This window comes from Gilliamella bombi, from assembly GCF_900103255.1.
Taxonomy (GTDB): domain Bacteria; phylum Pseudomonadota; class Gammaproteobacteria; order Enterobacterales; family Orbaceae; genus Gilliamella; species Gilliamella bombi.
Map to the genome: position 1 here is coordinate 19014 of NZ_FMWS01000021.1, position 24458 is coordinate 43471.

Annotated in this window: 23 protein-coding genes and 4 tRNA genes; 16 read left to right on the forward strand and 11 right to left on the reverse strand. The window is 34.2% G+C overall.

From position 1 onward, the window contains the following. Window positions 1-265 precede the first annotated feature (265 nt). Genes cydC through trxB form a run of 3 tightly spaced genes read right to left on the reverse strand, consistent with a single transcriptional unit; the run spans window position 266 to window position 4575 of the window. Window positions 266-1897 (reverse strand): heme ABC transporter ATP-binding protein/permease CydC, encoded by a 1632-nt coding sequence (gene cydC, locus B9N71_RS05440; RefSeq protein WP_085164659.1) that lies wholly within the window; start codon window positions 1895-1897, stop codon window positions 266-268. Continuing rightward, window positions 1891-3606 (reverse strand): heme ABC transporter permease/ATP-binding protein CydD, encoded by a 1716-nt coding sequence (gene cydD / locus B9N71_RS05445; RefSeq protein WP_085164661.1) that lies wholly within the window; start codon window positions 3604-3606, stop codon window positions 1891-1893. The genes cydC and cydD overlap by 7 nt, the downstream gene beginning before the upstream one ends. A 15-nt stretch (window positions 3607-3621) precedes the next feature. After that, window positions 3622-4575, reverse strand: a complete 954-nt coding sequence (trxB, locus tag B9N71_RS05450; protein ID WP_085164663.1) for a thioredoxin-disulfide reductase — start codon at window positions 4573-4575, stop codon at window positions 3622-3624. Window positions 4576-4930: 355 nt separating this feature from the next. Between trxB and B9N71_RS05455 the strand changes: the two genes are divergently transcribed. After that, complete coding sequence (locus B9N71_RS05455) at window positions 4931-5116, forward strand: hypothetical protein (protein WP_034909658.1); 186 nt, start codon at window positions 4931-4933, stop codon at window positions 5114-5116. Window positions 5117-5178: 62 nt separating this feature from the next. Here B9N71_RS05455 and B9N71_RS05460 read toward each other — a convergent pair whose 3' ends face one another. Both B9N71_RS05460 and B9N71_RS05465 read right to left on the reverse strand, forming a co-directional pair. Further along, window positions 5179-5850, reverse strand: coding sequence for an NAD(P)H-dependent oxidoreductase (locus B9N71_RS05460; protein WP_085164665.1), 672 nt, complete (start codon window positions 5848-5850; stop codon window positions 5179-5181). A gap of 8 nt (window positions 5851-5858) precedes the next feature. Beyond that, window positions 5859-7121 (reverse strand): AmpG family muropeptide MFS transporter, encoded by a 1263-nt coding sequence (locus B9N71_RS05465; protein ID WP_085164667.1) that lies wholly within the window; start codon window positions 7119-7121, stop codon window positions 5859-5861. A 282-nt stretch (window positions 7122-7403) separates the two neighbouring features. On the opposite strand from B9N71_RS05465, the gene B9N71_RS05470 reads away from it, so the two are divergent. The 5 genes from B9N71_RS05470 (at window position 7404) to B9N71_RS05490 (ending at window position 12688) form a co-directional block, all read left to right on the forward strand. Further along, window positions 7404-8393, forward strand: coding sequence for a 2-hydroxyacid dehydrogenase (locus tag B9N71_RS05470; RefSeq protein ID WP_065589583.1), 990 nt, complete (start codon window positions 7404-7406; stop codon window positions 8391-8393). Between the two features lie 55 nt (window positions 8394-8448). Next, window positions 8449-9522 (forward strand): lytic murein transglycosylase B, encoded by a 1074-nt coding sequence (gene mltB / locus B9N71_RS05475; RefSeq protein WP_065589563.1) that lies wholly within the window; start codon window positions 8449-8451, stop codon window positions 9520-9522. Window positions 9523-10097: 575 nt separating this feature from the next. Continuing rightward, the gene (locus B9N71_RS05480) at window positions 10098-10517 is read left to right on the forward strand and encodes an OsmC family protein (protein WP_065589564.1); all 420 of its coding nucleotides are present in this window, start codon (window positions 10098-10100) and stop codon (window positions 10515-10517) included. Window positions 10518-10628: 111 nt separating this feature from the next. Beyond that, window positions 10629-11978: an APC family permease gene (locus B9N71_RS05485; protein ID WP_244178524.1), complete on the forward strand. Its 1350-nt coding sequence runs from the start codon at window positions 10629-10631 to the stop codon at window positions 11976-11978. Between the two features lie 83 nt (window positions 11979-12061). Beyond that, window positions 12062-12688 (forward strand): LysE/ArgO family amino acid transporter, encoded by a 627-nt coding sequence (locus tag B9N71_RS05490; protein WP_085164671.1) that lies wholly within the window; start codon window positions 12062-12064, stop codon window positions 12686-12688. Window positions 12689-12865: 177 nt separating this feature from the next. Here the strand turns inward: B9N71_RS05490 and B9N71_RS05495 are convergent, their stop codons facing one another. The 5 genes from B9N71_RS05495 to B9N71_RS05515 form a co-directional block, all read right to left on the reverse strand. Continuing rightward, window positions 12866-13819 carry a tetratricopeptide repeat protein gene (locus B9N71_RS05495; protein ID WP_085164673.1) on the reverse strand — a complete coding sequence of 318 codons (954 nt, stop codon included), beginning with the start codon at window positions 13817-13819 and terminating at the stop codon, window positions 12866-12868. A gap of 160 nt (window positions 13820-13979) precedes the next feature. Continuing rightward, the gene (locus B9N71_RS05500) at window positions 13980-14585 is read right to left on the reverse strand and encodes a tetratricopeptide repeat protein (protein ID WP_085164675.1); all 606 of its coding nucleotides are present in this window, start codon (window positions 14583-14585) and stop codon (window positions 13980-13982) included. 271 nt (window positions 14586-14856) lie between these two features. Further along, window positions 14857-14932: transfer RNA gene (locus tag B9N71_RS05505), tRNA-Lys, on the reverse strand. A 10-nt stretch (window positions 14933-14942) separates the two neighbouring features. Then, window positions 14943-15018 (reverse strand) — tRNA-Val (locus B9N71_RS05510). A gap of 35 nt (window positions 15019-15053) precedes the next feature. Beyond that, a tRNA-Val gene (locus tag B9N71_RS05515) sits at window positions 15054-15129 on the reverse strand. A 203-nt stretch (window positions 15130-15332) separates the two neighbouring features. On the opposite strand from B9N71_RS05515, the gene B9N71_RS05520 reads away from it, so the two are divergent. The 6 genes from B9N71_RS05520 to tusA all read left to right on the forward strand — a co-directional run bounded on the left by B9N71_RS05520 (window position 15333) and on the right by tusA (window position 19604). Then, entirely contained in the window at window positions 15333-16283 is a 951-nt protein-coding gene (locus tag B9N71_RS05520) for a PilN domain-containing protein (RefSeq protein ID WP_085164677.1), read from the forward strand. Then, the gene (locus tag B9N71_RS05525) at window positions 16273-16740 is read left to right on the forward strand and encodes a hypothetical protein (RefSeq protein WP_085164679.1); all 468 of its coding nucleotides are present in this window, start codon (window positions 16273-16275) and stop codon (window positions 16738-16740) included. The genes B9N71_RS05520 and B9N71_RS05525 overlap by 11 nt, the downstream gene beginning before the upstream one ends. Before the next feature lies 1 nt (window position 16741). Then, window positions 16742-17113 (forward strand): hypothetical protein, encoded by a 372-nt coding sequence (locus B9N71_RS05530; protein WP_085164681.1) that lies wholly within the window; start codon window positions 16742-16744, stop codon window positions 17111-17113. 133 nt (window positions 17114-17246) lie between these two features. Further along, window positions 17247-18443, forward strand: a complete 1197-nt coding sequence (locus B9N71_RS05535; protein ID WP_081296831.1) for a secretin GspD/PilQ domain-containing protein — start codon at window positions 17247-17249, stop codon at window positions 18441-18443. A gap of 108 nt (window positions 18444-18551) precedes the next feature. Beyond that, complete coding sequence (locus B9N71_RS05540) at window positions 18552-19358, forward strand: Cof-type HAD-IIB family hydrolase (RefSeq protein WP_085164683.1); 807 nt, start codon at window positions 18552-18554, stop codon at window positions 19356-19358. A gap of 9 nt (window positions 19359-19367) precedes the next feature. After that, window positions 19368-19604 (forward strand): sulfurtransferase TusA, encoded by a 237-nt coding sequence (gene tusA / locus B9N71_RS05545; protein WP_065589573.1) that lies wholly within the window; start codon window positions 19368-19370, stop codon window positions 19602-19604. A gap of 47 nt (window positions 19605-19651) precedes the next feature. Here tusA and B9N71_RS13495 read toward each other — a convergent pair whose 3' ends face one another. After that, window positions 19652-20056, reverse strand: coding sequence for a protein YgfX (locus B9N71_RS13495; protein WP_085164685.1), 405 nt, complete (start codon window positions 20054-20056; stop codon window positions 19652-19654). 258 nt (window positions 20057-20314) lie between these two features. Here B9N71_RS13495 and B9N71_RS05555 point away from each other — a divergent pair, with 258 nt between their 5' ends. The 4 genes from B9N71_RS05555 (at window position 20315) to B9N71_RS05570 (ending at window position 23840) form a co-directional block, all read left to right on the forward strand. Beyond that, on the forward strand, window positions 20315-22846 hold the full coding sequence (locus tag B9N71_RS05555) for a penicillin-binding protein 1A (protein ID WP_370738302.1): 2532 nt from the start codon (window positions 20315-20317) through the stop codon (window positions 22844-22846). Window positions 22847-22859: 13 nt separating this feature from the next. Beyond that, the gene (gene rsmD / locus B9N71_RS05560) at window positions 22860-23423 is read left to right on the forward strand and encodes a 16S rRNA (guanine(966)-N(2))-methyltransferase RsmD (protein WP_085164687.1); all 564 of its coding nucleotides are present in this window, start codon (window positions 22860-22862) and stop codon (window positions 23421-23423) included. Next, complete coding sequence (locus B9N71_RS05565) at window positions 23423-23692, forward strand: DUF1145 domain-containing protein (protein ID WP_085164689.1); 270 nt, start codon at window positions 23423-23425, stop codon at window positions 23690-23692. Before rsmD ends, B9N71_RS05565 begins: the two co-directional genes overlap by 1 nt. A gap of 72 nt (window positions 23693-23764) precedes the next feature. Next, window positions 23765-23840 (forward strand) — tRNA-Gly (locus tag B9N71_RS05570). The last annotated feature ends 618 nt before the right edge of the window (window positions 23841-24458 follow it).

A 24458-nucleotide genomic window follows, 5' to 3' on the forward strand; every position in this document is an offset into this window, starting at 1 on the left:
TTCTTTTAACTATTTTAACTATTGTTGTTAGTAGCATTATATTATGCCTTATTTGGGTATTACTTTTTAATAATGGCGAATACCGCTATGATAAAAAAGAGGGTAATGTAGCCCAATTTTAAAAAAATAATAGGTTGTTGATAAATAACTATTATTCTTGAAAAGATATCAACCAAAGTTTGTAAATATATCAAGCCAAATTATAAACTAATAAAGTTGTCAGTTGTTTGACAATATAGTAAATAAATACTCGGGTCAAATTTAATTAAAACGAAATCATACGATCAAACAGCGGATTATCAGTCAAACGATGCGTAACCATGATTAGTGTTTTGCCTTTACATGTTTGCTTTATCAATTGGATAATTTGTTGTTCTGTTCGTTGATCAAGGCTTTCTGTTGGTTCATCCATTAAAATTAAAGGGGAATTATGCAGTAATGCTCTTGCAATGCCTATACGACGAATTTCACCGCCAGATAAAGTACGCCCACCTTGTCCAATTAGCATATTTAAACCTTGTTCTGTAGTTAGTAATTTGTCCAATTCAACTTGATGTAGAACCTCAATAAGCTGTTGATCAGTTGCATTAGGATTACCAATGAGTAAATTTTGCCGTAAAGTCTCACTAAAAATAGTAATAACTTGCGGAACCATTGCAATGGCTTGTCGCAAAGTTTTTTCATCCAGTTGATTTATTGGGGTATCATTAAAATAAATATTGCCGGAGCTTGCCTCCCAAGTCCGATTTACTAGGCTTAATAAAGTTGATTTACCACAACCTGTTTTACCAATTATTCCAATATGTTCACCTTGTTCAACCGTTAAGGAAAAATCAGTTAATATCGCAAAAGGTTGATTTGGGTAGCTGAAATTAATTTGTTCAAATTTTAATTTTGCTGTAGTTAAATCTATCGCTTTACCTTTAGAAACAAATTGAATGTCGGGCGTTTGATTAAAAATAGCCGTTGTGCGTGTGGCAGAAGTAAGTACTTGCCCTAAAAAAATAAATGCGCCAGGAATTGGCATAAGTATTTCAGCACTTGCAAGACTAACAAATACAAATAGTGCCACTAAAGGGGATAGGGTGTATTGGGTAATTAGCCACAGAACAAGCAACGTTAAAAAACCAGCAATCAGCACAATCAATGCGCTTGATAGTGCCATTAATGTTGATTGACGTTGCTGGTTATAAAGCCAGTTTGATTCAAGCTCATCAAGTTTAGCACGATAGCGTGGTTGTGCATTAAATAGGATAAGTTCAGCTTGTCCTTGTAGATAATTAATTAATAATAAACGATATTCACTTTGTTGTTTAGCTAGTGTTTTGCCGAGTTGTTTTCCTGCTTGATAAAAAATGACCGGAACCACAAGTAAGGTGGCTGTAAGGATAATAGTAATAATTAACGCAATAGGTAAGTTTATATTTGCTAACCCAACAAACAAAACAACAATGGTAACAAGTGCGGTTACAATAGGTGAAAAAAGTTTTAGGTATAAGTGATCAAGTGCGTCAATATCGACAATAAAGCGATTAAGCAAGTCAGCCCGTTGGTAGTGGGCTAATTGATTGGCACTTAAGGGCAAAATCTTACGAAAAGCTAACGTTCTTAAATAAGCTAAGATTTTAAATGTAGTATTATGATCAACTAAACGCTCCATATAGCGAGCGGCGGTTCGAATAATTGCCGCAGCACGAACACCAGCAGCAGGCAACATATAATTGAAAGTATACAAACCTGCAACGCCAACAAAAGCGGTAGAAGCCAAAAACCACCCTGATAATGACAGCAAAAATACGCTGGCAAATAGGGTAAGAATTGACAAAAATAATCCCAATAAAATTTGCCCAAAATAGTGTTTATATAGTGCGATATAAGGGCGTAATATAGCTAGCATAAATACCCCTTGATATCACAGTGTAGCTTACCATTAGCCAATTGCCAGATTTGTTTAAAATCTTCCATGTCATCTGTTTGATGAGTAATTGTAATGCTATTCGGGGCAATGTGCTGCTGATCCAAATTTTGGATGGTTTGTTTATCTAAACTAGCAGTTGGTTCATCAAGAATCAATAATTGACAGGGTTTTAGCATTGCTCTGGCTAAGGCGATCCGCTGTGCTTGTCCAACTGATAAACGTACCGCATCTTCGCCAACTTGGGTTTTAATGCCTTGTGGTAATTTAGCAATAACTTCGGTCAATTGGGTTTTGGCTATCACGTTATCCAGTTCATGGTTGGTTGCATTTTGTTTACCCAATAAAATATTTTCACGGATAGTACCATTAATCAAGTAAGGATTTTGACCAATCCAGCTTACTTGCAGTTGCCAATCATTAATATCTAATTGATTAAATTCAATACCATTAATCTTTAGTGAGCCTTGATAAGGTAAAAAACCGAGTAGTACTTGCATTAACGAAGTTTTACCCTCGCCACTAGTTCCTATTAGAGCTAATTTAAATGGTGCTTGCAAACTAAACGATAATGGACCAACGATAGGTTGTTGTTCGTTAGATAATACAATTAAATTATCTGCTTCAATTGTTTTTAATGGTTCAGTCAATTTTATGTTTGTTATATTATCATTGGCTTGTTTTGGTGCGATTTTTTTACTTAAAAAAGTTTCGATATTATCTGCTGCTGCGATTGCTTCAGCTTTGGCATGATAGTAAGTGCCCAAATCACGTAAAGGTTGAAAGTATTCAGGGGCTAACATTAGCGCAAAAAAACCAGCAAATAAAGTAACAGTTCCATTATATGCACCAAAATCGAATTCGCCTAAATACGAAAATCCAAAATAAACCGCCACAATGGCGATTGAAATAGAAGTAAAAAACTCCAATACGGCTGAAGATAAAAAGGCTATTTTGAGCACTTGCATAGTTTTAATACGAAAATCTTCAGAGGCAATGGCTATTTCGTTAGTTTGTTTTTCGCCTTGGTGGAATAATCGAATGGTATTGAGTCCTTTTAAACGATCTAAAAAATGACCGCTTAAATATGCGAGCGCTTTAAAATGACGACGATTAATATCAGCGGCTCCCATTCCCACTAAAATCATAAAAATAGGAATCAGGGGGGCGGTGCAAAGCAAAATTGTAGCAGCAGCCCAGTTAAATGGGAAGATAGCAATACAGATTAAAATCGGTGCCATGCCTGCCAATCGCATTTGAGGAAGATAACGGGCAAAAAAGTCATGCAATTTATCAACTTGTTCAATAAGCAATGTACTCCATGCGCCGCTCGTGCTTTGATTTAAATAAGCAGGTCCATGCAACTCAAGTTGATCAATTAATTGCTGTCGAATTTGCTGACGAACTTTTTTGCCTATGGCAAAGTTGATCTTTTCGCGTAGATAAATTAAGCCTGCTCGACCAAGTAACACTGCAATTAGTGCGCCAAAAAAAGGCAGAATATCCACAAAATAGTGTTGTTCAATAATAATTTTTTGCAAAATTACAGCGAGTAATGCAGATTGAATAATAACTAATATAGTTAAAACCAATCCGGTTAAAATTGAAGCACGCAAATTAGTTTTATGCATTTTTGCTTGCTGTTTTAACCAGCCAAGTAGATAGGTCTGGCGTTTTTTATCTAATGACATAAAGATCTTTACTGCTTATTTTAAATTATCCAAATAATGTTCTGCATCTAAAGCAGCCATACAGCCTGTACCTGCTGAAGTGATTGCTTGACGATAGACATGATCCATTACATCACCAGCAGCAAAAATACCTTCGACACTGGTTTGAGTAGCGTTGCCTTGCGTGCCTGATTGTACTTTGATATAACCGCCATTTAGTTCAAGTTGACCTTCAAATATAGCGGTGTTTGGTTTGTGGCCAATAGCGATAAACACGCCTAAAACCGATAATTCTTCGGTAATATTAGGATCTTGTGAGCTACGGATTCTAACTCCAGTTACTCCCATGTTATCCCCTAAAATTTCATCAACTACACGATGAGTATGTAAGATAACTTTGCCTTCTTTAATTTTTTGATCTAAACGATCCATTAAGATTTTTTCTGCTCTAAAGGTATCTCTGCGGTGAATTAAATGCACTTCACTCGCGATATTGGCTAAATAAAGCGTTTCTTCAACTGCGGTATTGCCACCACCCACTACGGCAACTTTTTGGTTGCGATAGAAAAATCCATCACAGGTAGCACAAGCCGACACACCTTTACTTTTGAATGCTTCTTCTGACGGTAAACCAAGGTATTGCGCTGATGCGCCAGTTGCAATAATAAGCGCATCACAACTGTATTGCGTTTCGCTACCATAAAGCTTAAATGGCTTTGTGCTAAAATCAACGCGATCAATTTGATCTAAAATAATTTCAGTATTAAATCTTTCTGCATGTTCTTTCATCTTAAGCATTAATTCTGGTCCTGTTAAATCAGGAGCACCGGCTGGCCAGTTTTCAAGATCGGTTGTGGTAGTTAGTTGCCCACCTTCTTGCATTCCTGTAATTAACACGGGGGAAAGGTTAGCTCGTGCGGCATAAACAGCAGCAGTGTAACCGGCAGGACCAGAGCCAAGTATTAATAAACGAGCATGTTTGGTTTTCATTTTAAATCCTTACTTAATTTTAAAATTTTGGGCAAAATTAACGCAATTTATTGCTAATAAGTCTAACATTATCAATCGTTATAATGTAAAAGAATTGTTTATTATAGCAATAGGTAATCATAATAGGCTTTTTTGTATTGCGCCAATTTTTATTAAACTAAAAGTTTATCTTTTTATTTTCAATTATTTTAAATACATTTATTCTTTATTTAAACTACATTAATTTTTGTTTTTGTTTTTACTGTTTAGAATATGCGATTTTCTTATTCTTATATCCGTTATCTCAAATTTTTTATTATTTAATAAGATATTTTTGATTATTGGTTTAGTTAACATCCTAACAGTAGGAGAGAAGATGAGTAATCCTTCAAAAGAAAGTGTCGAAGCTGTACTTACAAAAATTAATTGGGCTCAAGAGATTTTAAATTCAGTACAACAAAATATTACCGATCCTCAGATTGGTAATATTTTATCTGGAATTGCCTTTATTATGGATTCAGCTTCATCTGAAGCCGAAGCGCTTTATCAATCAATTGAATAATTAAGTTATCTATTTTTATCAACACCTTCAATTTCCATTTTGTGATTGAAGGTGCCTATTGTTTAATTCGTTTCGCTGTTATCAGATAGATACGTTGTTAAGTCTGAAAGTGGCCAACGAATATGCGCTGTTGGTTCATTAATTCGATAACCAAAAGCTAAGCAAAGTCCTATCCCGAATGAGTCGCCACCAAATTGTGGAATATATTTTTCTAGAATCTTGATGACTTTATCATGATCGAATCCTCCAATAGCACATGAATCAATATCACGAAATGCTGCTGCAGTCATCATATTGGCACTAGCGATATAGTCTTGCATTTCTGACCAGTGGTTGATGGTTAAACCGTCGGCTAAGCCTTGTTCGCAAAAATTGATAAATCCTTGACAGGCAATATCAATATCGGTTTGATTATTGGGATCAGGTAAGGTGCGTGCAATTGTTTGTCGTAAATAATCGCTCTGTAACGTAAAATTATTGGCTTTGCGGTAAAGTACAATTACAAAATGTGAACAGCTGGTAACTTGTTCTTGGTTATAGCAAACATTACGTAATTCAACTTTTATCTTGTGACTATCTACAACCACAAAATGCCATGGCTCCATGCCAAATGATGAAGGAGATTGACGACCCGCTTCTAAAATGTATTTAATATCATCATCACTGATTTTTTTGGTATTATCAAATTTTTTACATGCATGTCTAAAGTCGAATGCTTGGGTTAGTTTGTCCATATTTTCTCCTAAGATTGGCTATTCCACGGGGCAACTTTTAACAATAATAACATACCAGGAAAAGCAAGAATAAAACATAACCAAAAAAAGTTTGTCCATCCTAAGTGTTCAACCATAAAACCGGTAGATGCATTAATTAGAGTTCTTGGCACTGAAGCAATGCTGGTAAATAAAGCAAATTGTGTAGCGGTATAAAGTGGATTGGTTGTTTTAGCAATAAACGCTACAAAAGCAGCCGAACCAAGGCCGACACCAAGTGATTCAATCCCTATCACTATGGCTAATAACGTTTTTTGAAATATTCCTATTGTAGTAAAAGGTCCTTCTATCGAAAGCCAAATAAATCCTAAAATTGATATAACTTGGACAACACCAAAAGACCATAATGCTCGGTTTATGCCTATTTTGATCATCAAAATGCCACCCATTAATGCTCCAAACACACTTGGCCATAAAGAAGCATTTTTGGCAATCCAACCAATGTCGGGGCGACTATAGCCTATTTGTAAGTAGAAAGGCGTGGCTAAGGATGTAGCCATGCTATCGCCTAATTTATATAAAAAGATAAATGTTAAAATCCATATGGCTGTTTTAAGTCCATTTCGATTAATAAATTCACTAAATGGCTTAATGATGATATCTTCAAAAGTATGATTTTGGGGCGATTGGTTAATTGGTTCTTTTACTAGTAACGTCATAATGATAGCAGGCAGCATAAATAATGCAGTGATGATAAAAACACTATTCCAAGGCAAGGTATTTGATAATATTAGTGATAATGAACCTGGCACTAAACCTGCAATGCGATAAGCATTGGTATGAATACTATTACCAAGTCCTAATTCTTTATCAAGCAATAACTCTCGTCTAAAGGCATCAAGAGCAATATCTTGTGTAGCTGAAAATAGTGCAATAATAAAGCAAATGGTTGCTATTAACCAAATATTCAATGAAGGTGAAAAAAATCCTAATATTGCGATAGAAAATATAAGTATTATTTGGGACCCAAGCATCCAACCACGTCGTCTCCCTAAATTAAAGAGCGAAATGTTATCCATCAATGGTGACCAGATAAATTTAAAAATATAGGGAATTTGCGTTAATGAAAAGGCTCCAATTGTTTTGATATTAATACCATCACTTTCTAACCATGCAGGTAACAGTTGTAATAATAAATAAAAAGGAAGACCAGAAGCAAAACCTGTAAAAATGCAGATTAGCATCTTGGTCGTAAAAATGGTTTTTAAAAGTGAATTCTGCGAGCTATTCATTATTTAACTTTATTGTTAGTTTTTGGCAAAGTGTTATCATAGCACACAACATATAAAAAATAATTCAGCAAGCCAAGATTGACCGTTTTATCCAAAGTCATGTTTTCAATATAAGAAAGTTATGCGCAATGACTTTTTGAAAGTTAGAGATTCATTATTTTAGCTATTTTTTGTTAAAAAGTTTCAGGTAACTATGTGTTTCAGTATAAAATTAATGTCAATAATTAATTAAGAGATTAACAAACTACCATTTAAAAGGGGTGTAGTAATATGAAAAGTTCAATTAAAGTGGCTGTCTTTAGTAGTAAACATTATGATAAAGAACATTTAGAAATCGCTAATAAAAAATATGGCTTTGATATCGAATATTATGAACATAAACTTAGCTGTAAAACAGTGGTTACCGCCCAAGGTTATGACGCAGTTTGTGCATTTGTTAATGACGAAGTAGATAGAAAAGTACTAAAAAAATTAGCAAGTTATGGCATTAAGATTTTAGCGCTTCGTTGCGCTGGGTTTGATAATGTTGATTTAACTGAAGCTGAAAAGTTAGGTATCACGGTAGTTCGTGTGCCAGCTTATTCACCAGAAGCAGTTGCAGAACATGCAGTGGCTTTAATGATGACGTTAAATAGAAGAACGCATAAAGCCTATCAGCGTACTCGTGATGCTAACTTTTCGTTAGATGGATTAACTGGATTTAATATGCACAATCGTACTGCTGGTGTTATTGGTACGGGCAAAATTGGTCAAGCGATTATCCGCATTTTGAAAGGTTTTGGTATGCATATTCTTGCCTATGATCCTTATCCTAATGATGTTGCAGTTGAATTAGGAGCGCAATATGTTGAGTTAGATGAGTTATATGCAAAATCTGATGTGATTACGTTACATTGCCCTATGACACCTGAAAATTATCATTTATTGAATAAAGATTCTTTCCAAAAAATGAAAGACGGCGTGATGATTATCAATACAAGTCGTGGCGCATTACTTGATGCAACCGCAGCTATTGATGCATTAAAGAAAACAAAAATTGGTGCTTTAGGCATGGATGTTTATGAAAACGAACGTGATCTCTTTTTTGAAGACAAATCTAATGATGTTATTTTAGATGATGTGTTCCGTCGTTTATCTTCCTGCCATAATGTTATTTTTACGGGGCACCAAGCATTTTTAACACAAGAAGCATTGTTAAATATTTCTGATACGACGTTAAACAATATTAAACAAGTTTCGGCAGGAGAATCATGCCCAAATATTGTTAAATAACAATAAATATTTTATGATGTTGTCGATTTTTAATTACTTAAAATATGGATTTTTTATGCAGCGTATTGCCATTTTTATTAGTACAATTTTATTGCTTGTAGCTTGTAGTAGTAATAAATCTTCAACATCTCCCATGAAAGAACACCGTGGACATGCAAATGTTAAAGGCGGTGTCTATCTCGAAAAAGAGCACAATCAATCTAAAACCGCTAGTGCGTCACTAGACATAGATAAAGAAAAATTTATTGATAGAATGGTTAGTAAGCATGGTTTTAATCGTCAACAACTCCGTAATGTGCTTGCTCAAGCTAATAAGCTCGATTGGGTAATTAATTTAATGGATAAACAAGCACCAAAAGCAACCTCGCCAACGGCACCAAATGGTGCTTGGATTCGATATAAAAATAAATTTATTACACCAAGTAACCTTCCTCGTGGTGTTGAATTTTGGAATCAATACCAAAAAGAATTACAGCGTGCTTATAATGAATATGGTGTGCCACCCGAAATTATTGTTGGCATTATTGGCGTCGAAACAGGTTGGGGGAGAGTGATGGGTAAAACTAAAATCATTGATGCCTTGTCAACTCTTGCCTTTTACTATCCAAGACGTGCGAAATATTTTTCTGACGAATTAGAAGATTTTTTAGTTATGTGCCGAGATGAGGGGGTTGATCCCTTTGATTTAAGTGGATCATTTGCTGGTGCTATGGGATATGGTCAATTTATGCCATCAGCATTTAGACGTCACGCTGTTGATTTTAATCATGATGGGCATATTGATTTATGGGATCCTGTTGATGCTATTGGTAGTGTGGCAAGCTATTTTAAATCATACGGTTGGCAACGTGGTAAAAAAGTGGCTGTAATGGCTGATGGCCAAGCACTATCACTTGATACTGGTTTTAGTACTAAATACTCCATTGAAACATTAGCAAAAGCAGGGTTAAAACCACAAAGCTCATTAGAAGGACATACGCAGGTAAGTTTATTGCGTCTTGATATGGGCGATCGTTACCAATACTGGTATGGATTACCAAACTTTTATACTATCACCCGTTATAACCACAGCACTCATTATGCAATGGCCGTTTGGCAATTAGGACTTGCAGTTAAAGAAGCAAGATAGTCATTTAATGGTATTGCATCAAAACTGATAAGGTCGCTTTTGCGGCCTTTTTATTTATTAATGATGTTTAAAAAATGATTAATTTCGTTGCAAGCAATAATAAAATATACCAAAGAATTTAATTAATTTTTTAATCGATAATTTTTGTGCAAGTTGTGCACCTACTTTAGCCATCGAGATGCTTGCTAGCATAATAACTAATACGTCACCACCAAAATACTAGCTAATAATCTAGCCAAGGATCCTATCAAAAGGAAGATAATAAACTTAAAAATCATATTCAATCCTTAGAGTAGGGTAACCCAATCTATATAATTATTTGTTAAGCAAAAATTAAAATGAAAACATTGATTTTAATTACATATTGCTAATATTTTATTGCAAATAATACAGTGATTTTACCTGAATAATTTAAAAGATCTTAATGATTCTCTTAGTAAAAAGTTTACTAACATTGTCATATTTGATCAATAAAGTAATAATCAAAATGATGACAGCGTGGTTAAAAACGATTATGTTATTTAATAAATTTGTAACTAATAAGAAGGTTAAAGATAAATTTAAAGGAGATAATTATGAAAGATCGTTTAAAGTGGATTGATGAATTTGGTTTTTTAGGTGAAACTGCAAGTGGGCATTCGCTAGTGATGGATGGCGGTATTGAACATGGCGGGCGTAATCGTGGAGCTCGTCCTATGGAGCTTTTGTTGCATGGTGCAGCTGGTTGTATGGCTTATGATATTATTGCAATTTTAAAAAATAAAAAAAAAGATGTTCGTGATCTTTGGATAGATATTGATAAAACTCAAGCAGAATCCTCCCCTAAAGTGTATACGTCAATTAATTTTCATATTGTCATTACGGGTATTAATATTGATAACGAAGCAGTCGAAACGGCAGTAAAACTTGCATCAGAAAAATATTGCAGTGCCTCTATCATGCTTGGTAAAACAGCGAAAATGTCTTATACCTATGAGGTTAAAGAATATCACTAAAGTATGTTCTTATAACAAATAATTATAACCTAATAACAAGCTGATCTTAGCATGCTGCGCATTAATCATTTAATATTTCATCATTACTGATAATTGCGCTAGAGAATGATTATGCAACAGTTAAATAAAAATATGCGATTCCGGGATTTGGTTATTCTGGGATTGCTTTTTATTGGTCCAGCAGCACCTGTAGGATTATTTGGTGTTTTAGATGCGATAAGTGATGGTGCAGTTGCTTTGGTTTATATCATAGCAACTTTTGTAATGGCATTTACCGCGCTTTCTTATGCCAGAATGGCAAACGCTTTACCGCATGCGGGAGCTGTTTATGCTTATTGTTCTATTGGCATTCATCCTAGTGCTGGGTTTTTAGTAGGCTGGTTGCTGTTACTTGATTATATGTTTATCCCTGCGGTTGCGTACTTATTTAGCGGTATATCGTTCAATGCATTGATTCCCGAAGTACCAATATGGGTATGGACATGTTTAGCTGTTATGTTAACTACTACGCTGAATTTAGTTGGGGTTAGAAAATCGACTAAAATTACGTTAATCATCTTGATATTTGAAATTATTATATTACTTGCTGTGTTATCTGTTGGTATTTGGATAATAGCCACTAATGGTAGTAACAGAGATTGGTTACAACCTTTTATTGGTGGTGATTTATTCAGTTGGAGTAATCTATTTAATGCAGTGTCTATTGCTGTACTATCTTATTTGGGATTTGACGCTATTGCTACTTTTTCAGAAGAAAATGGCGGACCTCATAATTTAGTTAGTAAAGCGATTATATGTTGTTTAATTTTAGCTGGGTGTTTATTTGTGCTACAAATTTATGTCGGTAGCTTACTTAACCCTTATAACCCTGAATATTTGCGTAGTCATCCAGAACTACAAGGTAAAGTTTACTATCATATTGTTAATCAAGAAATTAATCTGTGGTTAGGGTGGGCACTAGGTTTAATGAAAGCTATTGGTGCATCATTTGCAGCAATGGTTGGACAAGCCGCAGCAAGTCGTCTTTTATTCAGTATGGGGCGTGACAAACGTTTACCTTCATTTTTTGCAAAAGTAGGAAAAAAAAGTGGTGTACCGACAATGGCTATTATATTTGCAGCGCTATTTAATTTATGTTTAGTTGTTATTGCTGCTAATAATGCTAAAGGGTTGCCAACTTTAGTTTCATTTGTTGATATTGGAGCATTAACTGCATTTATCATGTTACATTTATCTGTAATTGGCTATTTTAAGTTTAAAAAAGGCTCAAAAGGATGGTTTTCGTGGTTTCTAGACGTCTTTATGCCTATTATAGGTATTGTAGTGCTATTACCTGTATTATTACATATTGATAACGATGCAAAAATGGTCGGTATTATTTGGTTAGCTATTGGAATGATCATTCTCTATTTAAACAAAAATAAAACCAAACTATTGTGGTTAGAGAAAAATAACAAATAACAAATTCAATACGTTTGTTATAAACTTATAGCATTTAGATTATATAATAAATTTTCTTATCTTTATTCTGGTGTTATAACTAAATGCTATTGGAAATATTACGTGGTGCTTTCATTTCGGCTAGTTTAATTATTGCTATTGGTGCTCAAAATTTATTTGTACTCAAGCAAGGATTATTAAAAAATCATATCTTTTATGTGTCGGCAATTTGTTTTATTTGTGATTTTGCTTTAATGTCAATAGGGATTTTTGGGGTAGGTACTTTTATTCGTAGCAATTCTTTAATTACTAATATTTTAGCAATATCTGGGGCGATTTTTTTAATTTGGTATGGTTTTTGTGCGTTTAAAAGTGCAATTAAAGGCACAAGTAGCATACAAATAGAATCTCAATCTCTTAACAATAACAACTCATTAAAAGTTGTATTGGCAACTTTGGCTGTTACTTTACTTAATCCTCATGTCTATTTGGATACTGTTGTTATTGTGGGTGGAATTGCTGGCACGTTAACTAATGAACAAAAATTTGCATTTTTGGTTGGTGCCGTCAGTGTTTCATTCATATGGTTTTTTAGTCTTGGTTACGGAGCAAAATTACTCATACCGCTATTTAGAAAGAAAAGAATGTGGGTAATATTGGACTGTATAGTTGGTGCTGTAATGTTCTATATTGCCTATTGTTTAGTTATGTATGTATTTGATATGCATTAAGCACATACATAACCAAAACGTTGAACTAATAATTATTATTTGGGAATTGTGTTAGGTTATTCTTGACAAGCTTGATATATATTATTTTTACAATATTGTTTAAAAGTAATGCTTAGCAGTTTGAATACCTTTTATAGTGCCATTTAGTTATTTCCCATTGCCAATATTATATTTTTATTAAAGAAGTTTCTTGACATGTTTACATGCTTCTTGATGGTTGTTTTGGCAAGCTTGTTGAAAGTAATATTTTGCAGTATAGGTATTTATTGCCACTCCCAATCCTTGTTGATAGATAATACCTAAATTGTATTGTGCATCGGCATGATTTTGTTCAGCGGCAAACTGAAACCATCTTCTAGCTTCTGTATAATTTTTTTCAAACCATGAGCCATTATAATATAACCAACCTAAGCTATATTGTGCTTCAGGATTTCCTCTTTGTGCAGATTGAGTGTCTAATTCTACACCTTTGGCAAAATCTTTTTTTAATCCACCTAATCCATTGTAATACATATTTGCTAAATTATGCAGAGCATATATATTGCCTTGCTTAGCTGCTTGTTCATATAGTTCTCTAGCTTTGGTATAGTTTTTTTTGACAACAATTCCAATATAATAAAATCTACCCAGATTGTTTTGAGCCTCTTTGTTGCCTAGTTGTACAGCTTTTTCGTAAAAATATTTTGCCTTAACATAGTCTTGGCTAATAGTATTATTATCTGAATTTTGTTCAATTCCTTTTAGATAATGTTTTTTTTCTGCAAATTCGTAAAGTGCCCCTAGATTAAATAGACCTAAAGCATAACCGCTTGAGGCTGCTTTTGCATAAAACTGCTTTGCTTTAAGCAAATTTTTCTTCACGCCGAGACCATAATTGTACATGTAGCCTAAACTTACTTGTGCATCGGCGTAATTTTGATTAGCCGATTTTTGGTACCATTCAATAGCTTTAGCATAATCTTGTTTAACGTTAAGACCGTACTGGTACATATAACCTAACCGGTTTTGTGCTTCGGCACTATTTTGTTCTGTTGCTTTTTTATATTCAACATCAAAGTTATATTCTATATTTTGTGTTGCAAAAATAGGCGTATTTACAAATAAGTATATTATTAATAGTATTTTTTTCATTTAACTGCCTCTTTATTTTGGGCCCAAATTTCTTATTAAAGAATGTTTTTAACTTGTTTGCAAAACTATTTGTGCTTATTTTGATAAGTCTATTGAAAGCAATGATTTAATGTATAGATATCTTTTGATATTTTTCCATTTTGGTGTAACAGATTAATTATTAACAACCGCAATCGTTATTACTAGCTTGCTTTTTCTTGGCCTGTTGTTTGGCTACAATGGCATTAACCTTTTTTGTTACAACATTTAAGTGATCTTTAGCATCGGAATAGTTTTGTTCAGCGGCCTTAGCAAACCAGTGTTTAGCTTTAAAATAGTTCTTTTTAACCCCTGTACCATTGTAATAGAGTGTTGCTAATGTATATTGAGCAACGGCATCTCCTTTTTTAGCTGCTTTTGTATCCCACTCAATTCCCTTAGAATAGTTTTGTTTTGTTCCTTGTCCATTATAATACAATAAGGCTAAACTGTGTTGAGCTGCGATATGACCTTGATTGGCAGCCTTTTCAAACCACTCTTTTGCTTTAATATAATCAGGTTGTGCTTTTAATTGCTCATCAAAACCATATTCGAAACCTTTAAATTGCCGTTTTTTAGTATATGAGCCATCAGCGTACATAAGACCTACATGGTATTGCGCCTCTGCATCTTTTTGTTCTGTTGCTTTTTGATATTCTTCATTAAAATCAAATAATGTTTGTTGATCAGCATTAACAGCAATACTAAAACATAAAACTAATGATAGTTTTGCAAAAAACTTTAGCATACAACTTCCTTATAAATTAAATAACTTAATTATTCTATCGTATTTATCTGTTTAGTATAGCGTAATTAAATAAGTTGTTTATTAATTAAATATTGATGTCATGAAATGGTGGGTCGTGAGCGATTATTCGGCACATCGTGTGCCTCACCCCTTCGGGGCCAACACTGCGTGTTGTTCAAATTTGTTCTAGACAAATTTGTCGAACGCTATCGTTCTCATCGCTTTTTTTTACTTGATTAGATTGATTGGATTTAGGAATTATTCAATAAAATGGTGGGTCGTGAGCGATTCGAACGCTCGACCAACGGATTAAAAGTCCGCTGCTCTACCGACTGAGCTAACGACCCATCTTAAAGATGGTGGGTGATACCGGGTTCGAACCAGTGACCCCCTCCTTGTAAGGGAGGTGCTCTCCCAACTGAGCTAATCACCCCAAGTGTTTCATTACTGAAACATCACGGTAAAGATTGGTGGGTGATACCGGGTTCGAACCAGTGACCCCCTCCTTGTAAGGGAGGTGCTCTCCCAACTGAGCTAATCACCCTTACCGTGTGGATGTGCATTATAAGGCACGACTTATTTCAGTCAACCTTTTTTTTTTAAATTCTCTAAAATCTACTCCGTTCGATTTAATTTTAAACATTTTTTGGGTGATAGTTCGCAAAAATCGCTTTTGTCAGTTTTTATTTAGGAAAAGATGATTATGATTAAGTGATGCTATTATCAGAAACAAGAAGATAATCCATCATGATTTTTAATAAAAGTAGCGTCATTATTTATGTCGAACCTACAATTTTGCGCTATAGGATTGAAAATTCAGTTAAGCGAAATGCTACAACAGCCACTAGCGAAGATCTGATTGTATTTAATTATCAAAATGAAAATGATATAGATATTTTTATTGATGAGTTACGAAAAAAAATTTCTGAGCGTGCGGTATTTGAACTTAATTTGGATATCAATTTAATTCAAATACAACAATTAACCTTACCTGATGTAAAGCTAAATTTAAATGAATTGAGTTTATACGTTGAAGCTAACATCTATAAATTATTCCAAGTGTCGGCTAAAAGTGTATTTTTTGATTTTGTTTATTCAACTGAACATACAAAACAAATTACAGTGATGATAGTTGAACGTCATTATATTGAAAATTGGATCAATCTTTTTAAAAAGCATCAACGACTATTAACTTTTGTAGGTTGTCGATTTGAAAATAATAAAGTTAATTTTTTACCTTGGCGGCAAGAGAAACAAACAAAACATCAACGACAATTGACAGGCGTGGTTGTTGGATTTATGGGCATAATAAGTTGTTTGCTCTGTTATTTGTGGGTACACGCTAAAAATGATTTACAAACTTATGATGAAAAATTACTACACCAGCAAAAGATAGTACAAAAATTAACTGAAGAATTAGTTAATTATTTGCCTAATCCATCATTAAGCCAAAAACAAATTCAGCAATCCTTATTATTGCTTTCAGCGCAGTTACCTTCAGTAATTTGGCTTGATTCTTTCTATTATGAACCTAAAAAAGTAGCAATAGAAGGGCAAAGCTTTAGTTATGTCGAACTTACTCATTTTAACCAAAATTTGTTAATGCTAAAAAATATCGCTAAAAGTCAAATAAAGACCGTATCGACCAATAAGAATAATTTATTTTTTGAAATGGAAATGGAACTTAATGAACAGTGATTTTTTCTATCGCCCAGTTTGGCAACAGTACGCATTGTGTATTTTATGTTGTTTAGCATTTTTTGTTATTGTTTATCAACTTTTTATTAAAGAAGGCCAGCAACAAGCTGAGCTAAAGGCCGAGTTATATCAGCAAAAGATTACTGAAATTGAATTGTTACAGGCAAAAGTAAGGCGTTATCAGGCAAGTAAAAATAGTTTATATAGTTTGATATCTGAAAAAGAATTAGCGTTGGCTATTGAACAAAATCATCTAACACTAAGTTCCTTTAAACATTATCAAACTGACAATACGGTTAATTGGGATATTGAATTAGAAGGGCAATTTTTTGATTTTATGGCTTTAATTTCATCATTAACGGATGATTTTTATTATCTTGATTTTCAGAATCTAAAAATCAGCAAGCAAGAACAGCAGTTACAGATCATGTTTACGCTCTTATTTAAAAAGTCATAAAGTGAAACGTTATATCTATCAATTTATTAGTTTATTAATTGTTATCTGTTTTGAACTAAAGGCCGATGTGTCTTTAGAACGAGATCCTTTTCAACAAAATTACTCAGTTTCTTGTAGTGAGCAAACGACGTTACTGCTTGAACAAATTCAAGTTTGGCATTTTAGGGGAAGCATGAATCAAATTGCTCAGAATTATCAGCAAATTTGGTTAACATCTGAAAATCAATGGTTAGCAATAACTGATGATGTGGTGCCTAACGTTTTGTTTCCTTGGCGTTTGCAATCTTTATTAAACGATAAAATAACGTGGCAGGCCGATTTGCCTGATTATTGCCATAGTACTGTATCATGGACAATGTCGCTAAATGAATAATAACAATAGTAAGAATCAAAAGCATCAATGGCTAGAACAATGTATTTGCAGATTGATTAAAGCAATAATAAGTTTGTTAGCTGTAATAATTTTTATATTTGTAACAATGATCATAAATACAACTTACGCAAATATGAAGCAATCAGTAAATGTCGATTCGCAACAAAATATCTCAATGACATTCTACCAAACCGACATTGCAATTATCTTACAAGCTTTAGCCGATAATCAGCAGATGAATTTAGTCATGACCGAAGATATACCAATTAAGCAAACCATTAAACTCAACAACGTTGATTGGCACAAAGCGCTAAAGATCATATTAGATTCGGCAAATTTACAAGCCGAAATTGACGATAATATTTTGTTCGTATCTAAAGCGATAGAACCAGAAGTTTTATTGAAAAAACAGCAATCTGAACAAAGAGAAAAAGAATTAAACCAACCACTTAATTCTTTGCCTATAGCTGTTAATCATGCAGACCCAGCCACCTTAATTGAAACAATTCAACAACAAGGATTATTATCAGAACGGGGCAAGATTACGCTCGATAAGCGGACAAATTCGCTTATCATTACCGATTTAGCTAAACAATTTGCTAATATCCAAAAATTAGTTAAAACACTGGATAAACCAATGCCTCAAGTTCATATTTCAGCGCATATTGTTACTATGAATGAGGAGAGCATGTCAGAGCTGGGTATAAAATGGGGATATTCAGGAAAATCATCGCAATTATTAGATAAGTTCGATGTGGGGCTTGGAGCTAGTTATCCCACCACAACTGTAGGTTTTAATTTGGCTAAAATATCTGGTCATTTACTTAATTTAGAGTTATCAGCGCTCGAATCTGAAAATCAACTTGAAATTATAGCCAGCCCAAATTTGTTAACAGCCAATCAAAATATGGCGTCGATAAAACAAGGTACTGAAATTCCTTACGAGGTTTCTAGTGGTAGTAATGGTGCAACATCTATTGAATTTAAGCCTGCGGTGTTAGGGCTAGAGGTCACACCGAAAGTACTAACAGATGATAGGATGATTTTAGACTTATACATTACGCAAAATACGGCTGGTCGCTCAATAAAACGTAGTGATGGTGGTGAGGCGATAGCTATTGATACACAAGAGATCAAAACACAAGTTCAAATAAAGAATGGCGAAACAGTAGTTTTAGGTGGTATTTTTCAACAGCTTAACACCAATGGGCAACAAAAAGTACCTGGTGCGGGCGATGTGCCCATTATTGGAAATATATTTAAATATAATAGAAAAAAACAGCAAAAACGAGAGTTGGTTATTTTTATTACACCGCAATTGGTTGAGTAAATGTTAACGGAGTTGTATCATACTTTAACTTGTTTTAGCAGTTGCTTTGATAAGTAAATATTGTTTTAAAGTATATTATTATTACCATTAATTATAAAAGTAGAGAATATTATGCATGTTGTTGCTTCTGATTTAGACGGTACTTTATTAACTCCTGAACATAGCTTATCACCTTATACCAAGCAAGTCCTTCAAGCGTTACGTAAAAAAGGCATTCACTTTGTTTTTGCAACTGGCAGACACCACATTGATGTCGCTCAAATGCGTGAAAACATGGAAATTGACGCCTTTATGATAACAGCAAATGGTGCTAGGGTGCATGATAGCGAAGGTAATCTAGTTTTTAGCCAAAGTATTTCCCCATCGCTTGCTAGTGAAATAGCTAAAATGAGTATGGATGATCCTTTAATTTATACTCATGTATATCGTGGTGATCATTGGTTAATTAATAAGGAAGATACATATTCATTAGAATTCTTTCGAGACACAGATTTTACTTATCAATTATTTAATCCACTTAATTTTGACACTAGCGATATTGCTAAAATTTATTTTACGACAACGGATAATGCACTTTACCCGCATTTAGTCCAATTAAAGAATCGACTTGATGCAAAATTTGGTGACAAACTTAGCATTGCTTTTTCAACCTTAAATTGCCTTGAAGTGATGGCCGAAAATGTGTCTAAGGGTAGTGCACTAAAAAAAGTGGTAGAAAAATTAGGTTACAGTTTAAAAGATAGTATCGCTTTTGGTGATGGCATGAATGACTACGAAATGTTAAAAGCCGCAGGTAAAGGTTGTATAATGCAAAACGGAAGCTCGGAATTAAAATCATTATTGCCTGAGTTAGAGGTTATTGGCTCTAACGCTCAAGATGCTGTACCACATTATCTAAGTAAACTGTTTTTATAATTATTAAATATGAATATAACTATTGACAAAGAACTCAACACGCTTGGATTGCGTTGTCCTGAACCTATTATGTTAATTAGAAAAGCGATCCGAGAACTATCTATAGGACAAGTTCTTTATGTGATCGCTGATGATTTTGCAACTACTCGTGATGTACCTAGCTTTTGCCGCCATATGGATCATCAATTACTGTCATTGCAAATAGAATCTCAACCTTATCAGTATTGGATCAAAAAATCCCATTAGTGTAACGATTTTTATGGCAAAAAGTTTCAGGAAAGTAGGTGTTTGTGTCAATTTAATTCGATTTGCTTTAAGTAAAAACGTAATGTACGCCAATCATTAGGTTGAAGATTATCAACCATTAATAATAGCGTACAGCGTTTGCCATTATGTCGTGATTTTAAGTTTAAAATAATGATATAACGAAATATCAACGGTCTATGCATTAAGTACCAACGTTGTTTGTGCCAGTATATTTGATTGATACAGTGAAATAGCGCAAATTCGTCTTTAATAGTTTTGAAATAACGTAGACTGTGCCACCATTCTATTATTAATAATAGAATAATAACAAAGGTATAACAATTTAAGTATGTGTTAGCAAACATAACTAAACAAAGTGCGATTAACACTGAGTAAAAAAGAGTTGAAATCAGTAATTGTATCTTTGATATGCTAAGTTTTATGCTCCACATAATTCATTCTTTACTTTAGTTAAATTAGGATTATTTCATTCTTTTGCAAAAAATTACTTAAAATAAAGACAAATATGGGAGATAATGCGCATAATTTTTGTGTGTTTTAATAAACGAGCGATCAACCATAGACTTTTTCTTTTAATGTCAATGTGAAGATCCAGAACTGAAGATAGTGTTACTAAATTTGGCGCAGAGAGAACTCTCGTGCCATTATTTTTGCCTTAAAATTTAGAATAGGAAAGATTTGTGATATTAATTAGAGTGTTAAAAATTATTCTAAAATTATTCATTGGCTTATTTCTTTGTGGCTTAATTATTGGTATTGCAGGTTATGCTCATTATTCAAAGGATCTTCCTGATGTCACTACATTAAAAGATGTTCGACTTCAAACACCAATGCAAGTATTAAGCAAAGATGGTGAATTAATTGCCATTTTTGGTGAACGGCGTAGAACCCCTCTGAAATATGATGAAATTCCTCCAATAGTTATTAATGCGGTCATTGCAACTGAAGATGCTCGTTTTTATGAACATTTTGGCATCGATCCAGTTGGTATTGCTCGAGCGATGTATATTGGTTTAAAGCAGAAAGGATTTTCTCAAGGTGGCAGTACAATTACGCAACAAGTCGCTAAGAACTTTTTCTTAACACCTGAAAAAAGTATAGCGCGTAAAGTCAAAGAAATGATTTTGGCTATCCGTATGGAAAAAGAGTTATCAAAAGAAGAAATCATGGCACTATACCTTAACATGATTAACTTCGGATCGAGGGCATATGGTGTTGCTGCTGCATCTTATACTTTTTTTGGTAAAACACCTGAACAGTTAACTGTTGATGAAGCGGCTTTATTAGCTGGTTTACCAAATGCACCATCAGCTTACAACCCAATTTCACATCCAGAACGAGCATTGACTAGACGCAATTGGGTACTAGGACGAATGCTAGATCAATCCTATATTACTCAAGCAGAATATGACGAAGCGATTAAAAAACCGTTAGGCGCTAGCTACCACTCACCACAAATTGAGTTTTCGGCGCCTTATGTTGCCGAAATGGCACGTCAATTTATGTACGACAAATTTGGCGAAAATGCCTACACAGATGGCTATAAAGTCTATACAACTATCTCAAAAACCGATCAAATAGCTGCAACAGAAACAGTGCAAAAGCATATTATTGAGTATGATACCAGACATGGTTATCGTGGTGCTGAAAAAGTATTATGGCAACCAGACGAAGCACCATGGAATTCTGAACAAATCCAGCAAACTCTTAATAAATACATGTGCTATGGCGGAATATGTCCAGCGGTGGTCATGACATCTTCAGATAAAGAAGCAACAGCGGTATTATCTGATAAAAGTAATATTACTATTGCATATCAAAACATGAAATGGGCGCGTCCATTTATTAGCGATACAAGACAAGGCGCTTACCCAAGAAAAGTCTCTGACACCATCAAGGCAGGACAGTTAATTTGGGTCAAAAAAACTGATGATAATTGGGAATTATCACAAATTCCTGCTGTTAACGCTGCGCTAGTATCACTTGATTCAGACAATGGTGCAATCAAAGCGATTGTTGGTGGTTATGATTTTAATTTGAGTAAATTTAATCGAGCAACACAAGCACTAAGGCAATTAGGATCGAATATTAAACCATTTATTTATACCTCAACATTAGAGCAAGGTTTAACAATGGCTACGCTTCTTAATGATGCACCAATTGTTCGTTCTGCGGGTAGTGCTACATGGCGTCCTAAAAACTCACCACCTACCTATGCAGGACCTTTACGTTTAAGAATTGGCCTAGGAATGTCTAAAAATGTAATGATGGTAAGAGCATTGCGTGCAGTTGGTATAGATTATGCTGCGACTTATTTAGAGCGTTTTGGATTTCCTAAAGAAAATATTTCTTATAATGAATCGTTAGCTTTAGGTTCGGCATCATTTACGCCATTGCAAGTGGCAAGAGCTTATTCGGTGATCACTAATGGCGGTTATTTAATATCACCATATTTAATTGAAAAAATTGAGGAAAATGATGGTAAAGGTCTAATTTATCAGCATCAACCTTTAATTGCTTGTCACAATTGTACTGACGATGACGTCATTGTAGGGGCCACACCAGTATCACTTGATAATGTTGAAAATGAATCAACCGAATTAGGTAATGAAGAGCCAGAGCAAGAAAATCTAAAAGCAGATGATAATATAATTTTACCTGATATTGATACTGAAAATAAAGTCACTGATGTAACACCAAAATACGCACCGCATACGGTAAATAGTGGTATTGCATTTATTATGAAAGATGGTCTTCGATCCATCGTATTTGGTGGTTCAGATTGGCAAGGTACTGCATGGCGTGTGAAAGCATTGGGTAGAAAAGATGTCGGTGGTAAAACTGGGACAACTAACTCATCTAAAGACGTTTGGTTTTCTGGATTTGGTGGCAATATTGTAACTACTGTTTGGATGGGATTTGATGATCATCGCCGTGACTTGGGGCGAACAGTCCGGGCTGAAGCAGGGGCAGTAACCGCAAATCCAATATGGGTTGATTATATGAAAGTTGCCCTAAAAGATGTACCAGTAATAGAAGATGTAAAACCTGCAAATGTTATTTCTGTTACTATTGATCAAAAAACAGGTCTATTACCTCAATCTGGATCTAAAACAATGTCAGAGTACTTTATAAAAGGTACCGAACCAACGACTTATGCGACCCAAGAGGTGGGCACGAAAGTAACAGATTCAGAAGGTAATACTTCAGAACTATTCTAATAAAGGATTTAGCATGAATGGTTCAATAAGAATTATTGGCGGAAAATGGCGTGGGCGTAAATTGTCGGTACTAGACAAACAAGGATTACGCCCAACCACCGATCGAATCAAAGAAACTCTATATAACTGGTTAATGCCAGTTATACATGATAGTGATTGTTTGGACTGCTTTTCGGGTAGTGGCTCATTAGGTTTTGAAGCGGTATCAAGAGGAGCCCAAAGTGTTACTTTGCTCGAAAAAGATAAACAAGTAGCACAGCTACTTAGCAAAAATAAACAGATTATTGCTAGCAACGCAATCGACATTTATCATACTGATACTTTACAATGGCTAAACAGGCCAGCAGTAAAACAGTTTGATATTGTATTTATCGATCCGCCATTTCATCAATCATTAGTCGCAAAAACGGTTAACGAACTTGAAAATAACAACTGGCTAAAACCGTTGGCTTATATTTATATTGAAACAGAAATACAGCATGATCTAACAACTTATATTCCAACTAATTGGCGCTTACATCGTGAAAAAATTGCAGGGCAAGTTCACAGCTATCTATTTATACGAGAAGATAATTAATGTTCATCTTTATTGGTAAAACTTTATACTCATTAATGTGGTTATTTTTATTATTTAACTTAATCCATCCATATCCAAAACCGGCAAATGTTGTGGCCAATATTGGCTTAATCGCCTTTACTGTTACTCATGGTTTACAAGCATGGATGTTAAACTCAACCATGACCAAACAAGAAAAACAACAAGACAAATTTAAAGTGTTACGGCTATTTTTATTTGGTGTTTTTGAATCACTTAGTTGGAAAGATAGTTTGAAAGACAAAAAATAATAATAAAAAGAGGTTGCGAGATACAAAAATTTTTGTATAATGCTCACCACTTCTTACGAAGCACCTCAATAAGCGGGAATAGCTCAGTTGGTAGAGCACGACCTTGCCAAGGTCGGGGTCGCGAGTTCGAACCTCGTTTCCCGCTCCAATAAAACATCTATTTAGTATAAAAGTAAATTTATATCCCATACGGTGTTAACTAACGAAAGTGATTAGTTGTGTGCAAGGCACAAAAAACACAGCAAAAACATTGTAATAAAAACAGAAATTAGCTAATAATTACTTAAATTAAGTAAAATAAAAAACTTTAATAAAATCAATAGTCCACCTGAGCTATTTTAGAGAAAACACACAACACGGCAAGGTTAATCTACCTATCTTTTAACTGTGTCGGAGTGCTTTGCTGATAGACTGAGGGCAGCACGCCAAATAGGACTGTTTGGTGAGTTTGTGCTTTGTTAGGGATGCCAATTTATCAGGAACAACTTGGCACTTTTTAGCAAAGCAAATAGGCTTAAAAAAGGCGAATATCATAATGATTCGAGTAAATCATACCGATGGTTAAGAGCGAGAGCGTTGGGTACCGTAGTTCATATTTTGTATCTCATGTGAGTTGTAAGATGTTACGCTCAAAATTCTTAAATTAAACGTTACCACCAATATCAGTTATTCCGACAAAATTCAAAAGCTATAAAGCTAACACCCTATTTTAATTATAAAATTAACCTATCTATAAAGTCGAATTGTTTTCATCTTTACATTTCTT

Bases quoted from the DNA above. Each gene is read 5' to 3' on its own strand.
- B9N71_RS05480 (WP_065589564.1), top strand. From the start codon at position 10,098: ATGAAAGATCGTTTAAAGTGGATTGATGAATTTGGTTTTTTAGGTGAA.
- cydD (WP_085164661.1), bottom strand. From the start codon at position 3,606: ATGTCATTAGATAAAAAACGCCAGACCTATCTACTTGGCTGGTTAAAA.
- B9N71_RS05490 (WP_085164671.1), top strand. From the start codon at position 12,062: ATGCTATTGGAAATATTACGTGGTGCTTTCATTTCGGCTAGTTTAATT.
- rsmD (WP_085164687.1), top strand. From the start codon at position 22,860: ATGAATGGTTCAATAAGAATTATTGGCGGAAAATGGCGTGGGCGTAAA.
- B9N71_RS05535 (WP_081296831.1), top strand. From the start codon at position 17,247: ATGAAGCAATCAGTAAATGTCGATTCGCAACAAAATATCTCAATGACA.
- B9N71_RS05565 (WP_085164689.1), top strand. From the start codon at position 23,423: ATGTTCATCTTTATTGGTAAAACTTTATACTCATTAATGTGGTTATTT.
- B9N71_RS05520 (WP_085164677.1), top strand. From the start codon at position 15,333: ATGATTTTTAATAAAAGTAGCGTCATTATTTATGTCGAACCTACAATT.
- B9N71_RS05485 (WP_244178524.1), top strand. From the start codon at position 10,629: ATGCAACAGTTAAATAAAAATATGCGATTCCGGGATTTGGTTATTCTG.
- tusA (WP_065589573.1), top strand. From the start codon at position 19,368: ATGAATATAACTATTGACAAAGAACTCAACACGCTTGGATTGCGTTGT.
- trxB (WP_085164663.1), bottom strand. From the start codon at position 4,575: ATGAAAACCAAACATGCTCGTTTATTAATACTTGGCTCTGGTCCTGCC.
- B9N71_RS05465 (WP_085164667.1), bottom strand. From the start codon at position 7,121: ATGAATAGCTCGCAGAATTCACTTTTAAAAACCATTTTTACGACCAAG.
- B9N71_RS05500 (WP_085164675.1), bottom strand. From the start codon at position 14,585: ATGCTAAAGTTTTTTGCAAAACTATCATTAGTTTTATGTTTTAGTATT.
- B9N71_RS13495 (WP_085164685.1), bottom strand. From the start codon at position 20,056: ATGTGGAGCATAAAACTTAGCATATCAAAGATACAATTACTGATTTCA.
- mltB (WP_065589563.1), top strand. From the start codon at position 8,449: ATGCAGCGTATTGCCATTTTTATTAGTACAATTTTATTGCTTGTAGCT.
- cydC (WP_085164659.1), bottom strand. From the start codon at position 1,897: ATGCTAGCTATATTACGCCCTTATATCGCACTATATAAACACTATTTT.
- B9N71_RS05460 (WP_085164665.1), bottom strand. From the start codon at position 5,850: ATGGACAAACTAACCCAAGCATTCGACTTTAGACATGCATGTAAAAAA.
- B9N71_RS05455 (WP_034909658.1), top strand. From the start codon at position 4,931: ATGAGTAATCCTTCAAAAGAAAGTGTCGAAGCTGTACTTACAAAAATT.
- B9N71_RS05495 (WP_085164673.1), bottom strand. From the start codon at position 13,819: ATGAAAAAAATACTATTAATAATATACTTATTTGTAAATACGCCTATT.
- B9N71_RS05525 (WP_085164679.1), top strand. From the start codon at position 16,273: ATGAACAGTGATTTTTTCTATCGCCCAGTTTGGCAACAGTACGCATTG.